The organism is Aeromonas sp. NJAU223, from assembly GCF_051125555.1.
Classification (GTDB): Bacteria; Pseudomonadota; Gammaproteobacteria; order Enterobacterales; family Aeromonadaceae; genus Aeromonas; species Aeromonas veronii_G.
In genome coordinates, this window is the sequence record NZ_CP144204.1 from 953094 (window position 1) to 969851 (window position 16758).

The window sequence follows — 16758 nt, forward strand, 5'->3', positions numbered from 1 at the left end:
ATGCTAGCACCGGCGTCGGGTGCCTTGCCACTTTCGGGATCTCAGGGCAGGCGCTTCTGGTGGCGCTCGCGGTTCTCGGCCTTCTTGCGCTCGCTCTTTCGCAGCAGCACATAGAGGGCGCCACTGCCGCCGTGGCGGCGTTCGGCGCTGTGCATGGCCATGACCGCCGGCAGTTGCGGCAGCCAGGCGCTGACATGGCTCTTGAGCATGGCGCGCGGGGTGCTGCGCTCCCCCTTGCCGTGCAGGATCAGCAGGCAGCGGATGTCCCGCACCTCGCAATCGGCGATAAATTGCGCCAGGGCGGTACGTGCTTCGTTGAGGGTCTTCTGGTGCAGATCCAGGCTGGCCTGCAGCTCGTATTTGCCGAGCCGCAGCTTCTTGTAGACCCCCTCCTGCACGCCGTCGCGCTTGAAGCCGACGATTTCGTGGGGATCCAGCAGCGTGATGGCCTCCATGCTGAGCATGTCCTGGGGTAGCGGGCCTGCGCTGGCGGCCTGGCGGCGCGCGAGCTGAGCCTCGGTCGGGGCGCTGTCGCCGCGTTGAGGTGCTATCTGGTCGCTGCGAAGGGGTCGCACATCGGCGACCTCCTGCAGGAAGAGTGAGTATTCGTCGTCATGTGGCACGGCAGGCTCCCCCCATGAAAATGAGGAGACATTATAACGGGCCCTGCCCCCGCTTAGAATGGCCGTCCGCTAAGGCGGCCAAGGCTGATGGGGAGGGCGCACGGGTCTGGTCGCGCTTTGCCTGGCAGGTTGGGGGCATCACCCGCATGGAGAAGAGGCTATTGCTCCTCCGTCGGTGGCTTGGCGTGCATCACCTTGTAGATGAAGTAGACGGCATAGGCGCTGATCAGCAGGAAGGTGCCGATAATCACCAGCATGGACATCAGTCCCACGCTGTTGCCGAACATCAGGTTCATCCAGAATTCCATCACATCCACTCCTGTCATCCCTTGGTGACAGGCATGATAAATACCTCTTTGGGTGGAGTAGGATGATCCCGATCAAGTCCCGCCGTGGTTATTTAATCAGCAGCGGGTTTTGTGAGCGGCCTCCCACTCAGGGGGAGGGAAGGCCGCGAGAGGAGGGCTACTGGACCGCAGGCAGGGTTGGCTCGGTGAGGGGTGTGATGCGCCAGCCTTGCTGCTCCAGCAGGGCCAGCAGTCCCTGTTCGCCGTAAAGATGCAGGGCCCCTACCACGATAAAGCTTTCGTTTGGCAGGGTCGGCCACTTCGCCACCCAGTTGCGGTTGCGTTCCGCCAGCAGGGTCTGCTCCAGCCAGGCCTGCAGCTTGGGCGGTGCCATCTCCTCTTTCAGCAGGTTGATCAGGGTCGCCTGATCGCCGTTTTGCCAGGCGCTCATCACCTCGCCAAAGCCCTTCTCGAGCTCCGGCAGCTCATCCAGGGTGCTCTCCAGCATCAGAGTCTGGTTGTCACCGACGCTGGCGAGATAACCGAGCTGCTCCAGCAGGGTCTCCAGGCCGACGATGGGCTTGCCCCCCTCGCTTGCCCGTTTGGCGAAGTGCTGATCCACCCCGTATTCCCCGCTGAATCCGGTGCGCTCAAGGGCTGCCTGGGTCAGGGTGATGGCCGCAAACCAGGGACGCAGCGGGGTCAGGATGGCTTCATTGAGACCGTTTTGACCGGCGGCGATCAGGGTGCGCCGGTAGAGGTCGATGGGCAGATGATCCTTGAGGGTCTTGCCGTCGACAAGCCGGGTGATGGCCCCCATCTCCTGCCACTGCTCCTTGCTGACATGGGTCATGTCGACCTCCATCACCAGGGCTCGGCTCTGTTGCCAGGCCCGCTCCACGGGATCCGGCAGTGGATAGAGGGAGGGCTTGCCCGCGTGGATGGAGCCCAGCAGCCAGTGTTGTTCACTGCCTTTCTCGATGCGATAGAAAGCCGGATCGGCGAGGGCCTGCAGCGGCAGCAGCAGGCAGACCAGGAAGGAGAACAGCGGTCGATGGAATCTCATGGGGCTCCTTGTATGAACGGGTGACTTGGCTTCATGGCAATAAACCCTATGATAAGTCCTCATTCGTCACAGCCAAGAGGTTTCCCATGCCCCACCTTCGTTTTCGGGCAGTTTCTGTCGACACCCTGCAACGGATCAGCACGCCCTTGCTGGCGGATCTCTGCGCCCTCACCGGCGGCAAGCCGGAGTTTGTCACCCTGGAGTGCGTACCGAGCCAATGGGTGCGAAACGGTCAGCCGGAGGCGGGTTTCCCCTTCGTGGAGCTGGTCTGGTTCGAACGGCCCCAGGAGATGCAGGATGCCGCCGCGACCCTCATCACCCGTCATCTGAAAGCGGTGCTCGGGGAGGAGACCTATGTGGTGGTGCAGGTGCTGCCCATAGTTCCAAGCCAGTACTACAGCAACGGTCAGCACTACTGAGTGATGAGGGGGATCGGGCTATCGGCCCAATCCCTGTGTCAGGCGGATTTTATCAGGAGTCTGTCCAGCCAGCGGCTTGGCAGCAGGCGGCGCAGCACGGTGAACAGCCTGGTCGGGAAGGTGACGGGGTAGCGGTGCTTGGGCCGCTTGCTGGTGAGCGCGTGGATGAGCGGCGGCAGGCAGGCTTCGCTTGGCAGGGTGAAGCCGCGGGCTCCGCCCTCGCGCTCCAGCCGGCTCAGGGTCTGCTGGTAAGCGGCGCTGTGACGACTGGTGTCGGGATCGATGTGGCGCAGGAAGGCGGCGCGGGCATTGGCGCGAAAACGGGTGTCGATGGGCCCGGGTTCTATCAGGCTGACCTGTACCCCGGTGCCGGCGAGTTCGAGGCGCAGGGTGTCGGTATAGCCCTCGAGGGCAAACTTGCTGGCGTTGTAGGCGCCGCGATACTTCATGGCTACCAGACCGAGCACCGAGCTGTTTTGCACGATGCGCCCCTCTCCCGCCGCCAGCATGGCGGGCAGCACTTCGCGAATGAGCTGATGCCAGCCAAACAGATTGGTGTTGAACTGCTCTCTCAGCGCCGCCGTGGGCAGATCTTCCAGTGCCCCCGGCTGACCGTAGGCCCCGTTGTTGAACAGGCCATAAAGGCGACCACCAGCCAGGGCCAGCGCCTCGGCCGCCCCCTGGGTGATGCTGTCTTCATCGGCGAGATCCAGCCGCACTGCGAGCAATCCCAGCTGTTGCAGCCGCGCGACGTCTTCTTCCCGGCGGGCCGAGGCGATGACGGTGAAACCCTGTTCGCCGAGCGCCTTGGCGGCGGACAGGCCGATGCCGCTTGAGCAGCCAGTGATGAGCACGAAGGGGTGGGGCATGGGGATCCTTGCGGTGTCGAGTCCTGTGATGGGGCATGGTAGCCTGCCCGGCCCAAAAACAAAACCGGGCCCAAGGGCCCGGTTTTTCAGCAATTCACGTTCCCGATTACAGGATGGTGAACGGCATGATGATGTGGAACTTGACGTCATGCTCGGAGCTGAACATGTTCGGGTAGTACCAGCTGCCCTTGTCATCCTGCTCGTTGTTGTAGTCGGTGTAGTGCAGCTTGAACAGGGTGCCCTTCAGCTTGCCGTCTTGCACTGTGTACATGACGTCGAAGTTGGCCGCCCACTCTTTACCACCTTCCAGGGACTTGTCGCCATTGTTGGCATCCCAACCGTAGGCGCCGGAGACACCGAGTGCCCAGCCAGGTGCACCCACCAGATCATCCAGGGTACGGGTCACGCCGAAGAACACGGCCTTCTCGTCGTTGTGGTTCCAGTCAGAGCGGGAATCCCACCAGATCTCGTTCGCGCCCTGGGAGTTGCCGTAGCCACGGGTCAGACGGGGCAGGTAGTTGCCCAGATCCCCTTCGGCCTTGGTCCACATACCTTCCAGACGGAAGCCGTACTGGGCGTAGTTCCAGGCGGCGGTCAGCGCTTGCTGCCATGCCAGACCATCGTAATCGCTGTTGTCAGTGTCGGAACCGTAGAACTGGTAGCTGGTGGAGAGGCCACCCAGGACGTCAAACTTGTGAGCCAGCTTGAAGTGGTAGCTGTCCATGTAGCCTTCGGACTGACCGAAGCCACCGGTGACCGCGGTGCCATCCTCGAAGGTGTAACGAGCGGCCAGACCGTGGATGTAGTCGATCTTGTTGGCATCGGTGAAGGGGTCGCTGGCATAGGGGCTGCTCTTGGAGAAGCCGGCGGTATTCTTGAACCAGGGCGCCTTGTACTCATCGGCGATGGCGTAGGTCAGGTAGAGACCACCGAAGTTGCCTTCGATCTGGCCACCACGGTAGGTACCGGGTTGATAGGACCAGTTCACACCGAGGATGCCGGGTACGTACAGCTGGGTGAAGCCACCCTTGGCGGTGACGGCACCATCGAAGAATTTCAGTTTCAGGGCGGCGGTGGAGAGGCTGAAGCCATTCTCGGGAACACCGTCACCACCTGAACCCCACTTGTTGCCCCAGAAGGAGAACTCGTTCTCTTCGTTGACGCCGTTACTCTCGTCGACGGCCAGGTCATAGGCACCGAAGCCGCCCACGTCGATACCGACTACATCCCAGGCATAACCGGAGTTGAAGTTGAGGGCAGCTTGGGTGGTGGCGTGGCTCAGGTTGGAGTGGTATTTGCCATCTTGGCCGGGACCGGCCTGCTTGCGTTCACGGTCGCGCTGGAAGTAGAACAGACCACCGGTGACTTTGGCGTCTTCGGCAAACGCCTCATAGGATTTTCCGTAACCCGGACCCATAGTGTCCTGGGCGGCGAAGGCCATTCCCGGGGCAGCCAGTGCGGCAACCACAGCGGCGCTCAAGGCGGCACGCTTGAAAATCACTTTTTCCATTTTGTATTGCTCCTGATTTTATGGACTTAGCTTTTTTTTTTGTCCGGCAGTCAGGCACAGGCCCGCCGCTCGGTAATGGCATTGCAATCAAGGCCCCGGAGGGCAAAAAAATCGTTTGTCTGTGCTGTGCCCCTCCCTGCATGCCTTGGCGCATCAGTGGGGGTATCTGTGTATTTACAATCTTTATTTTTTATGTACGGCCCTTGGCGACCGGACACCACAAGAGTACGTTCGCGGTGCGAAATATCAACATGAAGTTCCATCGAAGTTTCAAAAATATGACCGAGTGCAAATAATCATGACCCTTGTTGTGGACACTGTGATCCCGCTCATATCACCAATGACAACGCTTTCATGCTGGGTTGGCCGTTTCCGTGGATGAAACTCGATGAGGAAGCTGAACTTTCTTTGTTAACCGACTGATAACAGATAATTTTGTGTTGCAAAAAAAGATGGCCCCGCAGGGAGGCGGGGCCATGGTGGGTCAGTCGTCAGGGATCAGGCTTGTCCCAGGATGCGGGGGATCTGCTGGGCTTGATGGTGAATGTGTTCCGACACCTGCACCGAGAGCTGGCTGCCCTGGCGGGCATGCTGGCTGATGCGGCCGATGAGGGCGGCGAAGCTGGCCAGCCTGTGCTCCTGGCTTCTGGCGTTGTCGGCCCCTTGCAGGGCGATGACGGCGGTGCTGCGGGCCATCTCCCGCACCGTCAATGTGGTCTGGCGCAACTGCTCGGCCTGCTGACGCTGGCCGGCGGCCTCGCTGGTGATCCGGGTCATCACGGTGGCGAGCTGATCCCCGGCCTGGGTCAGGCTTGTCAGGATCTCGGTGATCTGGCCGAGGGAGCGCTGGGTATCGGCGGAGAGGTGGCGTACCTCGTCGGCCACCACGGCAAAGCCGCGCCCCTGCTCGCCCGCGCGGGCGGCCTCGATGGCGGCATTCAGGGCCAGCAGGTTGGTCTGCTGGGAGATGTGTCCGATGACGTCGACGATGGCGGTGACATCCTCCACCGAACGCTTGAGCTGGGCCAGGGCCGCACTGCTCTCGTCGATGGCGAGTCCGGTCTGGGCAGTGGCGGCCAGCATGCCGCCGACCAGCTGCTCGCTCTGGCTCATGGAGTGCTCGTTGTGCTGGGCGTGCTGGGCTATCTCGGCGGCGACCTGGTGCACCTCGCTGGCGAGCTGGTTCAGCTCATTCATCATGTGGTCGCTCTCGTCCACCGCCTGTTCTGTGGTGCGGGTGCTGTGATGGATCTCCTGCACCTGATCCACCATTTCCTGCAGGCTCAGGGAGACGGAAGAGAGTTGCCCTGCCTTCTGTTGCTGATCCTGTTTCAAACGCAGGATGAGGCGATTGTAACTCGCCACTATGTCGGCCAGCTCGTTGCGCTCCCGCCCCTCGGGCAGCATTTGTGCTTTCCCTGTGGTATCGAGTTGCAGGAAGGCGCCGCGCAATTGCAGCAGTGGCTTGACCAACCAGCGGCGCTGCACCAGGGCGAACAGCAGGGCCACCCCCACCAGCGTGAGCGCCAGGGAGCCGAGAATGACGGCGAGCTCCCGGTTCACCCCTTGGCGCAGGGCGGCGAGGCGCTCCCCCAGTTTGTCACTTTCCTGCAGCAGCTGACTGATGTCCTGCTGCACCATCAGGCGAGCCTCCTGCTGCTGTTGCAGGGCCTTGCGACTGTTATCCAGCTCCTGGGGGTAGCGTTTTAGCAGGGAGACCAGTTCGCTGCGCGGGAGATCGCCGAGCTCCTTGCGCACCGGCTCTCCCAGGGTGAATTCGTCGGCAGGGGCTTCCTCGAACAGCCCCAGGCTCGGCAGCGCAGCCAGTTGCTCTGCCTGCCGTTGCAGGGCCGCCAGTTCGAACTTCAATCCTTCCAGCAACTTGGGGCTGGCCTGATCCATGTAGTTCTGGCGCAGATGAGCCAGGGCGGGCAGGGCCGCCAGGATGTCGGCGGCGCCCTGACGGTAGCGATCGGCACTGGACGGATCCGTCGCCTCCGCGCCTTGCTGGCCGTAGCGCAGCAGCGCCTTGGCATGGGCGGTCAGCTCGTTCTCGGCATTTTGCAGCAGCAACTGGCTGTTGCCGGAGAGCTTGCCTGCCGCCAGATAGTCGCCGTCGATGCGGCTGCCCATCTGCTCCAGCAGGGTGCGCAGCGGGGCACTCTGCTCGGGATCCTGTTGTTCCAGTTGGCCGAGTGCCTGCTTGCGTACCCCTTGTGCCTCGGTCAGGCGCAGGGGGTCGCCACTGCCGAGGTAGTCCCGCAGCGCCTCTTGCAGGGGGCCGCTCAGCCGCTGCTGGAGGCGCTCGTGCTGGCGTTGATCCTGTTCGGTGTCATTGAGTTGCTGCCAGCCATGGAACAGGGCGGTGGCCTGGGTGGCGGCCACCAGCAGCAATATCAGAGAGGAGAGGGAGGCATAATGGGCAATCTTCACGTCAACATCCTGCTTGAACCACGCAATGGCTGCGAGCTTAAGCAGGAGTGATGGCGTTTTTATGACAAGGGTTTGACAACCCTCTGACTCTTGGGGGATTTCACCATCAGGCCGAGCAGGGCACCCCCCATGATGAGGGCTCCGGCCAGCAGGTGACGAGACGTGAGTTCTTCACCGTTGAGCCACACCAGCAGCAGGGTGCTGAGAAGCGGCGTCAGGTAGGCGAGCGCCCCGATGCGGCGCGGATCCCCGTCTCGCAGTGCCAGATACCAGGTGACGAAGGCCGCCCCCATGGGCCCCATGGCCAGGCCCATGATGAGCAGCCAGTCTGCCCGAGGAATTTGGGCAAGGGGCAAGGGGCCTTCGAGCCCCCAGGCGAGCAGCAGGGCCAGCAGACCCGCCGGCAGGCAGGCGGCGGCAGTGACCACGGCGGGGGCGGGAGGCAGACGGCGGGAGAGCACGGAGTAGGTACCCCAGACGATGGCGGCTCCCAGCGCCAGCAGGTAACCGGGGAGATAGGCCTGCTGCAGCTTCAGCTCCCCATCCACCATCACCAGCACCGAGCCGACGAGACCCAGCGCCCCCGCCAGCAGATGCTGGGGCTTGAGGGGATGGCCTGGCAGCAGCGGGGTGAACAGGATGATGCACAGGGGCCAGAGGTAATTGATGAGGTTCGCTTCGAGCACGGGGGCGTGACGAAAACTCATGAACAGCAGGCTGTGGTAGAGCAGCAGGGCCGTGATGGTCACCAGCCAGCTGAGGGCGCTGGCCCGCCATTGGCGCCAGAAGGGCAGGGCCCCCAGACCGCAGAAGAACAGCACCAGCCCCACCAGCACCAGGGGGGAGACGCTGGTGACCCGGGAGGTGAGGGCGGCGAGGGAGGCCCACAGCAAGATGGTGAGCAGGGCCAGGGCGGTGGATCTATCCCACCAGGAAACAGCAGACATCCAACACTCCTTTGTCGGTGGATGAAAAAGAGGGCCAGTCTAGCAGACTGGCCCTCGCTGGGTAGTGGGTGTGTGGAGTGAACCCTTATGACTCCCGGCTCGCCACCGCACCTGCCGTGGGGGCCAGGGACTGGCCCTTGACGTACCAGACGATGAGCGCCAGCACCAGCAGCGGTAGAACCGGGTCAAACCAGGTGCCACCTGAGCCGAACATCAGGTTCAGCAGGGCGACGCCGGTGCCGCCGATGGCCCAGGCGATGGTGGTGGGAATGGACCAGACGATCATCTGCTGCTTCACGTCCGAGATCCCCATCATGCGGTTGACCACCCAGAACAGGCTGTCGTTGAAGTAGCCGAAGAAGAGCGACCCCATGGTGGCTGCCTGGGCCGCCAGCAGCATGTTGACCCCGGGGATCTGGGCCAGTATGGGGGCGGAGATGGAGGCGGCCGTCACCATGGCCACGGTGCCGGACCCCTGAATGAGGCGAACCAGGGTCGCGACGATGAAGGGGATCAGGATGGGGGAGATGGGCAGCTGGGCAATCTGCTCCGCCAGTTGCTGGCCCGCGCCGCTGTCACGCAGCACCGCGCCGAGCGCACCACCGGCACCGGTCACCAGCAGGATGATACCGGCCGATTGCAGCCCCTCTTCCAGGCGGGCTGCGGTGGCGTGCCTATCCATGTGGGGCACCAGGGTATAGACCGCCAGCAGCACGCTGATGGCCAGCGCAATGATGGGGGTGCCGATGAAGTTGACGCCCTGCACCAGCGGGTTGGCGGCCAAGTTCTCCATGCCTTCCAGGGTGGCCAGGGTGGTGAAGATGGCCTTGAGGAAGATGAGCACGATCGGCACCAGGATCGGCAGCAGCGACAGGGTCAGGCTCGGCAGGCTCTTGCCTTCCTTCTCCTTGAGATAGGTCTCATATGTGGCCTGCAGCTCATCCGGGGTCTGGGCGACCTGGGCGGCAAACTCGGGGTACTTCTTGTCCAGCCACTGGGCATAGAAGACGATGCCGAGCACGCAGGGGATGGCCAGTGCCATGCCCATCAGCAGCATGGCGCCGATGTCCACGCCAAACAGACCGGCGACGCCGAGCGGCCCCGGAGTCGGCGGCACCGTGTGGTGGGTCACCACCAGGCCGCCTGCGAGGGCCACGCCGAGGGTGAGCAGGGAGCGCTTGCCGCTTTTCGCCAGGGCCTTGGCGACCGGATAGAGGATGACGAAGGCGGAATCCACGAAGATGGGGATGCTGACGATGTAGCCGGTGATGGCCAGTGCCCACTCTTCACGGCGTTTGCCCAGCCACTTGATGAAGCTGTAGGCGATCTGCTCGGCTGCGCCGGAGACCTCCAGCAGACGGCCCATCATGACCCCGAGGCCGATGACGATACCTATGCTGCCAAGGGTGGAGCCAAAGCCCTGGGTGATGACGGTGAGGGTCTTGTCGATGCTCATGCCGCCCGTGATACCGGCGATACAGGCCGCCGCCAGCATGGCGATCAGGGCGTGTACCCGGGTGCGAACCACCAGGAAGACCAGTACGAATACGGCGATGATAAGGCCGATGATGGGGGTTGGGATGTCGCTCATGATGCCTCCTGCATGTCATGGGTGATGAAACTGTCGATGATGTCGGCAAACGTCCTGTCTGCCGTGAAGCCGAGGGCATGGGCCCGCTGGTTGTCGATGCGACCGGGCCAGCTGGCGACGATGCGCTCCACCGCCGGATCGGCGGCAAATTGCACTCGCTCCCTGGCTGCGGCTCCACCCGTACGGCCGAGGGCCTCCAGCATCTCGCCGACGGTCACGCTGATGCCGGGCAGGTTGACGCTGCGCCAGTCACCGGTGGCAGGCAGGTTGGCCGCCAGCAGGAAGTTCGAGACCACGGTGGCCGGGCTCGACAGCCAGAGCCGCAGATCCGTGCTCACCGGGCAGATGGCCTGCTCCCCTTGCAGGGGCTCGCGGATGATGCTGCTGACAAAGGAGGAGGCGGCCCGGTTCGGCTTGCCCGGCCGCACGCAGATGGTGGGCAGGCGCAGTACCAGGCCGTCCACATAGCCCTTGCGGCTGTAGTCGTTGACCAAGAGTTCCCCCATGGCCTTCTGGGCACCATAGGAGGAGGTCGGGGTCAGCGCGGTACCATCGTCCACCAGGGCCGGCAGGCGGCCGCCGTAGACTGCCAGCGAGCTGGTGAAGATGAAGCGGATGCCGGGCTTGGTATGACGGCAGGCCTCCAGCAGGGTGCGGGTGGTGTCCAGGTTTACCTTCCAGCCGAGATCGAAGTCCTGCTCCGCATGGCTGCTGACGATGGCCGCCAGGTGATAGACGATGGCGGTCTGCTCGCCGATGAGGGACTCGGCCACGCCGGGGGCGGTGAGATCCGCCTGCAGGCAGCGCACCCTGACATCCGGGAGTGGCGCCTGGGGCAGCTGGATATCCACCAGCAGCAGTTCGGTGAAGGGGTGTGTGCTTTTCAGCAGGGCTTTGGCCAGTTTCTGGCCCAGGAAGCCACCACCGCCGGTGATGATGATTTGCATCTCGTTATCCTCAGACTCGTTCGTGTGTAGGTTGTGTTTTTTTATTGTTGGGTCAGCCAGCCGAGCCCTTCACGGGTGCCGGCTCTGGGGTTGTATTCGCAGCCTATCCAGTCGTGGTAGCCAGCCTGGGCCAGCGCCTCGAACAGATGGGGGTAGGCGATTTCCCCCTCGTCCGGCTCGTGACGATCCGGCACCGAGGCTATCTGGACATGGCCGATGGCCGGGCCCAGCTTGCCGATGAGGCGGGTGAGATCCCCATCCATGATCTGGGCGTGATAGAGATCGAGCTGGACCGCCACGTTGGGTCTGTCTATCTCCTGCACCAGGGCCAGGGCATCGAGCTGGTGAGCCAGGAAGTAGCCAGGCACATCCCTGTCGTTCAGGGGCTCGAGCAGCACGCGGATGCCATCGACCGCCAGGTAGTCGGCGGCGAAGCGGATGTTGTCGACCAGGGTCTGGCGGTGGGTCGCCAGGCTATGGGCCGGGTCGACGATGCCGCTCATGGCGTGCACCTTCTTGCAGCCGAGCGCCAGGGCGTAGTCCCGCACCATGGGCAGGTGGGCGCGAAACTCCGCCTCCCGACCCGGGATGGCGGCCATGCCGCGCTCCCCCGCGCCCCAGTTGCCCGGCGGCATGTTGAACAGCGCCTGGGAGAGCCCCTGCTCGCGCAGCTGGCGACCCAGTTCGGCGGCGGGCCAGTCATAGGGGAAGAGGAACTCCACCGCCTCGAAGCCGGCGCGGCGCGCCTCGGCGAAACGCTCGAGGAAGGGGACCTCGGTAAACAGCATGGTGAGATTGGCGGCAAATTTGCTCATGGCATGATGTTCCTCAATGCGGTGTTGTCATATCGGGTCAGAGGGGCACAGCAGGCTCTGCTCATGGTTTCATCCTCCGGAGTTCATCGATTTCGTGTTCGCTCAGGTAACGGATGGACTGGCCGTGCAGCAGCAGGGCGAGACGAGCCGTCTCCTCCAGCTCCTCCATGTTGTTGACCGCATCGATGAGATCGTGCCCTGTCACCACGGGACCGTGGTTGGCGAGCAGGAAGGCCTTGCCATCTTGCGCCCGCTGTCCCAGCTCCTCGGCGATGCGGGCATCCCCCGGCTTGTAGTAGGGGATGAGCGGCAACTGACCGACCCGCATCACGTAGTAGGGGGTGAAGGGTCGGATGACGTTGGCCGGATCCAGCCCGTCCAGACAGGAGAGGGCGGTGAGATAGGTGCTGTGCAGATGCACCACGGCCCGGCACGCCGGATTGTTGTGATAAAGCGCCAGGTGGAACGCCACCTCCTTGGAGGGACGATCTCCATCCAGGTGCTCCCCCATCAGGCTGACCCGGGAGAGGCGCTCGGCGCTCAGGCGACCGAGGCAGGAGCCGGTGGGGGTGGCGATCAGGGTGCCATCCGGCAGCAGGGCCGAGAGGTTACCCGCTCCGCCGGTGGCGTAACCACGCTGGAAGAGGGAGGCCCCCAGCATCACCATGGTGTCGCGCAAGGCTTGCTCAGTCATGAAAGAACTCCTGTGCCTTGGTGAAGAACGCCTCATCGCCGAAGTTGCCTGACTTGAGGGCCAGGGAGAGGGGGGCGTCCGTGGCGCGCACCCAGGGCACCCCAGGGGCAATTTGCGGGCCGATGTGGAAGGCCTTGACCGCGAGGGCCTGGGTGATGCGGCTCGAGGTCTCGCCACCGGCGATGATGAAGCCATCCACCCCGGCGCCGCGCAGCAACTGGGCGAGCCGGGCGAAGCAGTGCTCCACCGCCTCGCTTGCCGCCTGCTGGCCGTGGCTTTGCTGGATACGGGCAAGATCGGCCGGGCTGGTGGTGGCATAGATCATGGGCGCGGGGGCGGCGGGCTGCGCCAGCACCCAGCGGGCGAGCTCCTCGGGATAATCCGGGCGGCCGAGGCAGGCATCCACGTCCAGCGCGAGAGCAGGGGCCTGCTCGCGGTAACGGGCCACCTGGTGGTTGGTCATCTCGGAGCAGGAGCCCGACAGCACTACGGCACGTGTGGCGCGGGGCCAACCCGCCTCGCGAGCACCTTGCAGATCGCCATGGCTGAGGGCGCGGGCCAGGCCAATGGCGAGACCGGAGCCGCCGGTGAGCAACGGCAGCGTCAGGCTGGCGCTGGCGATATCCAGCAGGTGCTGTTCCGTCAGGGTATCCACCACGGCGTAGCGCACCCCCTCGGTCTGCAGTTGCTCGAAGGCGCTGGTGATGGCCTCGGCACCCTGCGCTATGGTGGCGAAGGGAACCAGACCGGCGCGGCCAGCGGCCTGGGACTCCATCAGCCGCAACAGGTTGCTGTCCTGCATGGGGGTGATGGGGTGGTGGCGCATGCCGGACTCGGCGAGCGGCTGGGGCCCCACGAACAGGTTGCCCTGATAGACGGTGCGACCGTTGACCGGCAGGGCCGGGCAGATCAGGGTGAAGTCACTGCCAAGAGCCGCCAGCAGGGCGTCGGTGACCGGGCCTATGTTGCCCTGGGCCGTGCTGTCGAAGGTGGAGCAATATTTCTGGTAGATGCGTGGGCAGCCGCGGGCCTTGAGCCACGCCAGCGCCGCCAGGGAATCGCGCACCGCCTCGTCCACCGGGCAGGAGCGGCTCTTGAGGCTGATGACGATGGCATCCACCTCGGGCAGATCATGCTCTTCCGGGATCCCCGAGAGCTGCAGGGTCGAGAGACCATTCTCAACCAAAAATCCTGCTATATCGGTAGCGCCGGTGAAATCATCTGCAATGACCCCGAGTTTCATGGTGTATCCCCCTGTCCCGGCAGCTGGATGCCGGAGAACGTCTTGATGACGGCGCTGTCGTCCTCCTGGCCGTGACCGGCGTTGCTGGCGGCGAGGAACATGTTCAGCGCCGTGCTGGCCAGCGGCAACGGGAAGTGCAGCGCCTTGGCCGTGTCCGCCACCAGGTTGAGATCCTTGACGAAGATGTCCACCGCGGAGCGGGCTTGGTAGTCGCCGGTCAGCACGCGAGGCATGCGGTTTTCGAACATCCAGGAGTTGCCGGCGGCGTGGGTGACCACGTCATACATGAGGTCCAGAGAGATGCCCGCCTTGCTCGCCAGCGCCATGGCTTCGGCGGCCACGGCGATGTGCACCCCGGCCAGCAGTTGGTGAATGATCTTCACCGTGCTGCCCTGGCCGGGTTCGCTGCCGACCCGGTAGACCCGGCCTGCGACCGCGTCCAGCACCGGAGCCAGCTTGTCGAAGGCCGCCTCGGCCCCCGCCGCCATGACGGTCATCTCCCCCGCATCGGCCTTGATGGCGCCGCCGGAGACGGGGGCATCCAGCATCAGCAGCCCAAGCTGCCCCAGCTCGTCGGCGAGGGAAGCCGCATCCGCCGCCGATATGGTGGAGGAGATCATGACGGCGGTGCCCGGTTTGAGATGAGGGGCCAGCCCTTCCTCTCCCAGCAGGATGCGGCGCACCTGGGCGGCGTTGACCACCAGCAGCAGGACGGCGTCCAGCACCTCGGCCAGCGGTCTGGCGTCGGCCATGACGGCGGCGGCCCCGGGTTGCTGCAGCTGGCTGCGGGCCGATTCACTGAGATCGATGCCATAGGTGGTGAGCCCGGCCCGCAGGCAGGAACGGGCGGCGCCCATGCCCATGGCACCCAGGCCGATGACGGCGACGTGGAAGGGAGTGCTCATCTTGTGATTCCTCGGTTACGACTGATGAGCCGATAGTAGAGGCTTGTGGCGATGAAATATCAGGCGGTTGTCACAAAAATTAACTATTCGTGTGTTAATTTTTGTTATTTCGTTGAGGTTGGATTTGTATGGGTCACAGTTTTATGTGAATAAATGTGATTTGTGAGTCGCTTCGAGCTTATTTATCATTTTTTCCCATGTCACTGGGGTAGAATGACCCCCTCTTTTCCCAAGGTGTGAACCCCATGATACCCGTAGAGCGACAGCAACAGATCCTGCACCTGCTGGCAGAGCGCGGCGTGGTCAGCATAGTGGAACTGACCGACCTGCTGCAGGTCTCCCACATGACCATCCGGCGGGACATCCAGAAACTGGAGCAGATGGGACGGGTACTCTCGGTATCGGGAGGGGTCAGCCTCTCCCAGCGGATCAAGAGCGAGCCCTCCCATGCCACCAAGCGCAGCCTGATGCAGGGAGCCAAGCTCGCCATCGCCCGGCTGGCGGCGGCCCAGGTGGCGGAGGGTTGCACCGTCTATCTGGATGCGGGGACCACCTCCCTGGAGCTGGCGCGCGAGCTGGCGCTGCGAGAAGATCTCATGGTGGTGACCAACGACTTCATGGTCTGCGCCTACCTCATCGAGCACGGCCGCTGCCGGCTCTACCACACCGGCGGCCAGGTCATTCGTGACAACCAGTCCTGCGCCGGTGAGGCGACCGCCCACTTCCTGCGCAACCTGCACCTGGACGTGGCCTTTCTCTCCTCTTCCTCCTGGGACGGGCAGGGGATCTCCACCCCGAGCGAGCAGAAGGTGCCGGTGAAACGGGCGGTGGTGGAGTCGGCGGCGAGCCGCATCCTCATCTGCGACTCGTCCAAATATGGCAAGGTAGGGACCTTCAACGTGGTGGGCTGGGATGCCATCGATCAGGTGATCACCGACGATCAACTGCCGGACAGCGCCCGGGAGCTGCTGGCCCAGCACGGGGTCAAGCTGACCATGGCCCCCCTCACCATGGCGGCGGCAGGCACGGACTGAGGGTTGGGATCTGCCGCTGCTCAGCGGGCCGTTTCGTCCGCGAGCTTGGCGGATCCCTGAATGACTTCCCCGGCCCGCTCCACATCCCGACCCATGCCGTGAATGGTGCTGCAGCCCAGCAGCAACAGGCAGGCGCACAGCACCAGCAGGTTTCGACACTTGTTCATACATCCTCCTTGTGGCGCCTCGGCCATCATCACATCCGGATCAGGGGGTGAGCCTGAGCAGCCGCCCCTTGCCCGAGTCGGTCAGCAGATAGAGGGCGCCGTCAGGCCCCTCCTTGACGGTGCGGATCCGCTCCCCCAGGTCGGTGAGCAGCCGCTCCTGCGAGACGACCTTGTCCCCCTCCAGGCTGAGCCTCATCAGGGACTGACCGCGCAGGGTGCCGACGAAGAGATCTCCCTGCCACTCCTTGAATAGCGTCCCCTGATAAAAGGTCATGCCGGAGGGGGCGATGGAGGGTACCCAGATCCAGAGCGGCGCCGTCATGCCGGGGGCACTCTGGCCCGTGCCAATCTTGCCGCCCCCATACTCCTCGCCGAAGGTGACCTTGGGCCAGCCGTAGTTGTGGCCGGGCTGGATGAGGTTTATCTCGTCACCCCCCTGCGGGCCATGCTCGTGCGTCCAGAACTGCTGGTTGCCGGGGCGCAGGGCGGCCCCTTGCATGTTGCGATGGCCCAGGCTCCAGATCTCGGGCAGGGCCCCGGCCGTCTTGACGAAAGGGTTGTCGACGGGGACCCGGCCGTCCCTGTGGAGGCGCACCGTCTTGCCGAGGTGGTTGTCGAGACTCTGGGCCCGCTCCCGCTCTGTGTAGCGATCGCCCAGGGTGATGAAGAGGTAGTCATCCAGCAGCACCAGCCGGGAGCCGAAGTGGGCACCGCCGGCTACCTTGGGTTGCTGGCGAAACAGCGGTTGCCAGTCCATCAGGGTATCTTTTTGCAAGCGGGCACGGGCCACGGCGGTACCGGCCCCTCCGTCACCGGGCTCGCTGTAACTGAGATAGAGCCAACCATCCCCATCCAGGGCGAGATCCAGCAAGCCCCCCTGGCCCTGACTGGCGATGGGCGGCAGGCCGGCGATCGGATGACGCTCTCCCTTGGCATCGATGCGCAGCAAGCGGCCGGGCCGCTCGCTCACCAGATAACCCCCATCCGGCAGGAAGGCCAGCCCCCAGGGATGGGCAAGATCGGTTGCGATCGGTGTCAGGGTCAGGGCCCGCAACGGAGTGGCGAGGCAGATCAGCAGCAGGGCAAGCAGTCGAACGGAGAGTGAAAACAAAGGGATACCTCCTCTCAAGATCCTGGCGTGGTCAACACCAACATGGCTGAAGTGTAGAGGGAAAGGGGCGACACAGGATGTGACAAGCCCCTGCACG

General features: G+C 63.9%; 17 protein-coding genes. 2 read left to right on the forward strand and 15 right to left on the reverse strand.

The genetic code is table 11. The features are described from left to right. Positions 1-41: 41 nt before the first annotated feature. The 3 genes from smrA to VZC39_RS04545 all read right to left on the reverse strand — a co-directional run bounded on the left by smrA (position 42) and on the right by VZC39_RS04545 (position 1976). The gene (smrA, locus tag VZC39_RS04535) at positions 42-623 is read right to left on the reverse strand and encodes a DNA endonuclease SmrA (protein ID WP_434666079.1); all 582 of its coding nucleotides are present in this window, start codon (positions 621-623) and stop codon (positions 42-44) included. 158 nt (positions 624-781) lie between these two features. Then, positions 782-931: a DUF3149 domain-containing protein gene (locus VZC39_RS04540; protein ID WP_434666082.1), complete on the reverse strand. Its 150-nt coding sequence runs from the start codon at positions 929-931 to the stop codon at positions 782-784. 157 nt (positions 932-1088) lie between these two features. Further along, positions 1089-1976, reverse strand: a complete 888-nt coding sequence (locus tag VZC39_RS04545; RefSeq protein ID WP_434666085.1) for a TraB/GumN family protein — start codon at positions 1974-1976, stop codon at positions 1089-1091. 86 nt (positions 1977-2062) lie between these two features. Here VZC39_RS04545 and VZC39_RS04550 point away from each other — a divergent pair, with 86 nt between their 5' ends. Beyond that, on the forward strand, positions 2063-2395 hold the full coding sequence (locus VZC39_RS04550; RefSeq protein ID WP_434666088.1) for a DUF1904 family protein: 333 nt from the start codon (positions 2063-2065) through the stop codon (positions 2393-2395). Between the two features lie 38 nt (positions 2396-2433). Here the strand turns inward: VZC39_RS04550 and VZC39_RS04555 are convergent, their stop codons facing one another. The 10 genes from VZC39_RS04555 to ltnD form a co-directional block, all read right to left on the reverse strand. Further along, complete coding sequence (locus VZC39_RS04555; protein WP_349921262.1) at positions 2434-3264, reverse strand: SDR family oxidoreductase; 831 nt, start codon at positions 3262-3264, stop codon at positions 2434-2436. 106 nt (positions 3265-3370) lie between these two features. Further along, entirely contained in the window at positions 3371-4774 is a 1404-nt protein-coding gene (locus tag VZC39_RS04560; protein WP_349921263.1) for an OprD family outer membrane porin, read from the reverse strand. A 498-nt stretch (positions 4775-5272) separates the two neighbouring features. Further along, positions 5273-7207, reverse strand: coding sequence for a methyl-accepting chemotaxis protein (locus VZC39_RS04565; protein ID WP_434666092.1), 1935 nt, complete (start codon positions 7205-7207; stop codon positions 5273-5275). 59 nt (positions 7208-7266) lie between these two features. Beyond that, positions 7267-8154 (reverse strand): DMT family transporter, encoded by an 888-nt coding sequence (locus tag VZC39_RS04570; RefSeq protein WP_434666095.1) that lies wholly within the window; start codon positions 8152-8154, stop codon positions 7267-7269. An 85-nt stretch (positions 8155-8239) separates the two neighbouring features. Continuing rightward, on the reverse strand, positions 8240-9745 hold the full coding sequence (locus VZC39_RS04575) for a GntP family permease (RefSeq protein WP_434666097.1): 1506 nt from the start codon (positions 9743-9745) through the stop codon (positions 8240-8242). After that, a complete protein-coding gene (gene denD, locus VZC39_RS04580; protein ID WP_434666100.1) occupies positions 9742-10692 on the reverse strand; it encodes a D-erythronate dehydrogenase in 951 nt (316 codons plus the stop codon). Before denD ends, VZC39_RS04575 begins: the two co-directional genes overlap by 4 nt. A gap of 41 nt (positions 10693-10733) precedes the next feature. Continuing rightward, a complete protein-coding gene (gene otnI / locus VZC39_RS04585; RefSeq protein ID WP_434666102.1) occupies positions 10734-11507 on the reverse strand; it encodes a 2-oxo-tetronate isomerase in 774 nt (257 codons plus the stop codon). Positions 11508-11568: 61 nt separating this feature from the next. Further along, the gene (locus tag VZC39_RS04590; RefSeq protein ID WP_434666104.1) at positions 11569-12201 is read right to left on the reverse strand and encodes an aldolase; all 633 of its coding nucleotides are present in this window, start codon (positions 12199-12201) and stop codon (positions 11569-11571) included. Further along, positions 12194-13444: a 3-oxo-tetronate kinase gene (otnK, locus tag VZC39_RS04595; protein ID WP_434666106.1), complete on the reverse strand. Its 1251-nt coding sequence runs from the start codon at positions 13442-13444 to the stop codon at positions 12194-12196. Before otnK ends, VZC39_RS04590 begins: the two co-directional genes overlap by 8 nt. Further along, positions 13441-14349, reverse strand: a complete 909-nt coding sequence (gene ltnD / locus VZC39_RS04600; RefSeq protein WP_434666109.1) for an L-threonate dehydrogenase — start codon at positions 14347-14349, stop codon at positions 13441-13443. The genes otnK and ltnD overlap by 4 nt, the downstream gene beginning before the upstream one ends. A 245-nt stretch (positions 14350-14594) precedes the next feature. Here ltnD and VZC39_RS04605 point away from each other — a divergent pair, with 245 nt between their 5' ends. Further along, complete coding sequence (locus tag VZC39_RS04605; RefSeq protein ID WP_349921272.1) at positions 14595-15383, forward strand: DeoR/GlpR family DNA-binding transcription regulator; 789 nt, start codon at positions 14595-14597, stop codon at positions 15381-15383. A 20-nt stretch (positions 15384-15403) separates the two neighbouring features. Here VZC39_RS04605 and VZC39_RS04610 read toward each other — a convergent pair whose 3' ends face one another. Together VZC39_RS04610 and VZC39_RS04615 are read right to left on the reverse strand one after the other, a co-directional pair. Beyond that, a complete protein-coding gene (locus VZC39_RS04610; protein WP_434666112.1) occupies positions 15404-15550 on the reverse strand; it encodes an entericidin A/B family lipoprotein in 147 nt (48 codons plus the stop codon). 40 nt (positions 15551-15590) lie between these two features. Continuing rightward, positions 15591-16661: a PQQ-dependent sugar dehydrogenase gene (locus VZC39_RS04615; protein WP_434666115.1), complete on the reverse strand. Its 1071-nt coding sequence runs from the start codon at positions 16659-16661 to the stop codon at positions 15591-15593. Positions 16662-16758 lie beyond the last annotated feature (97 nt).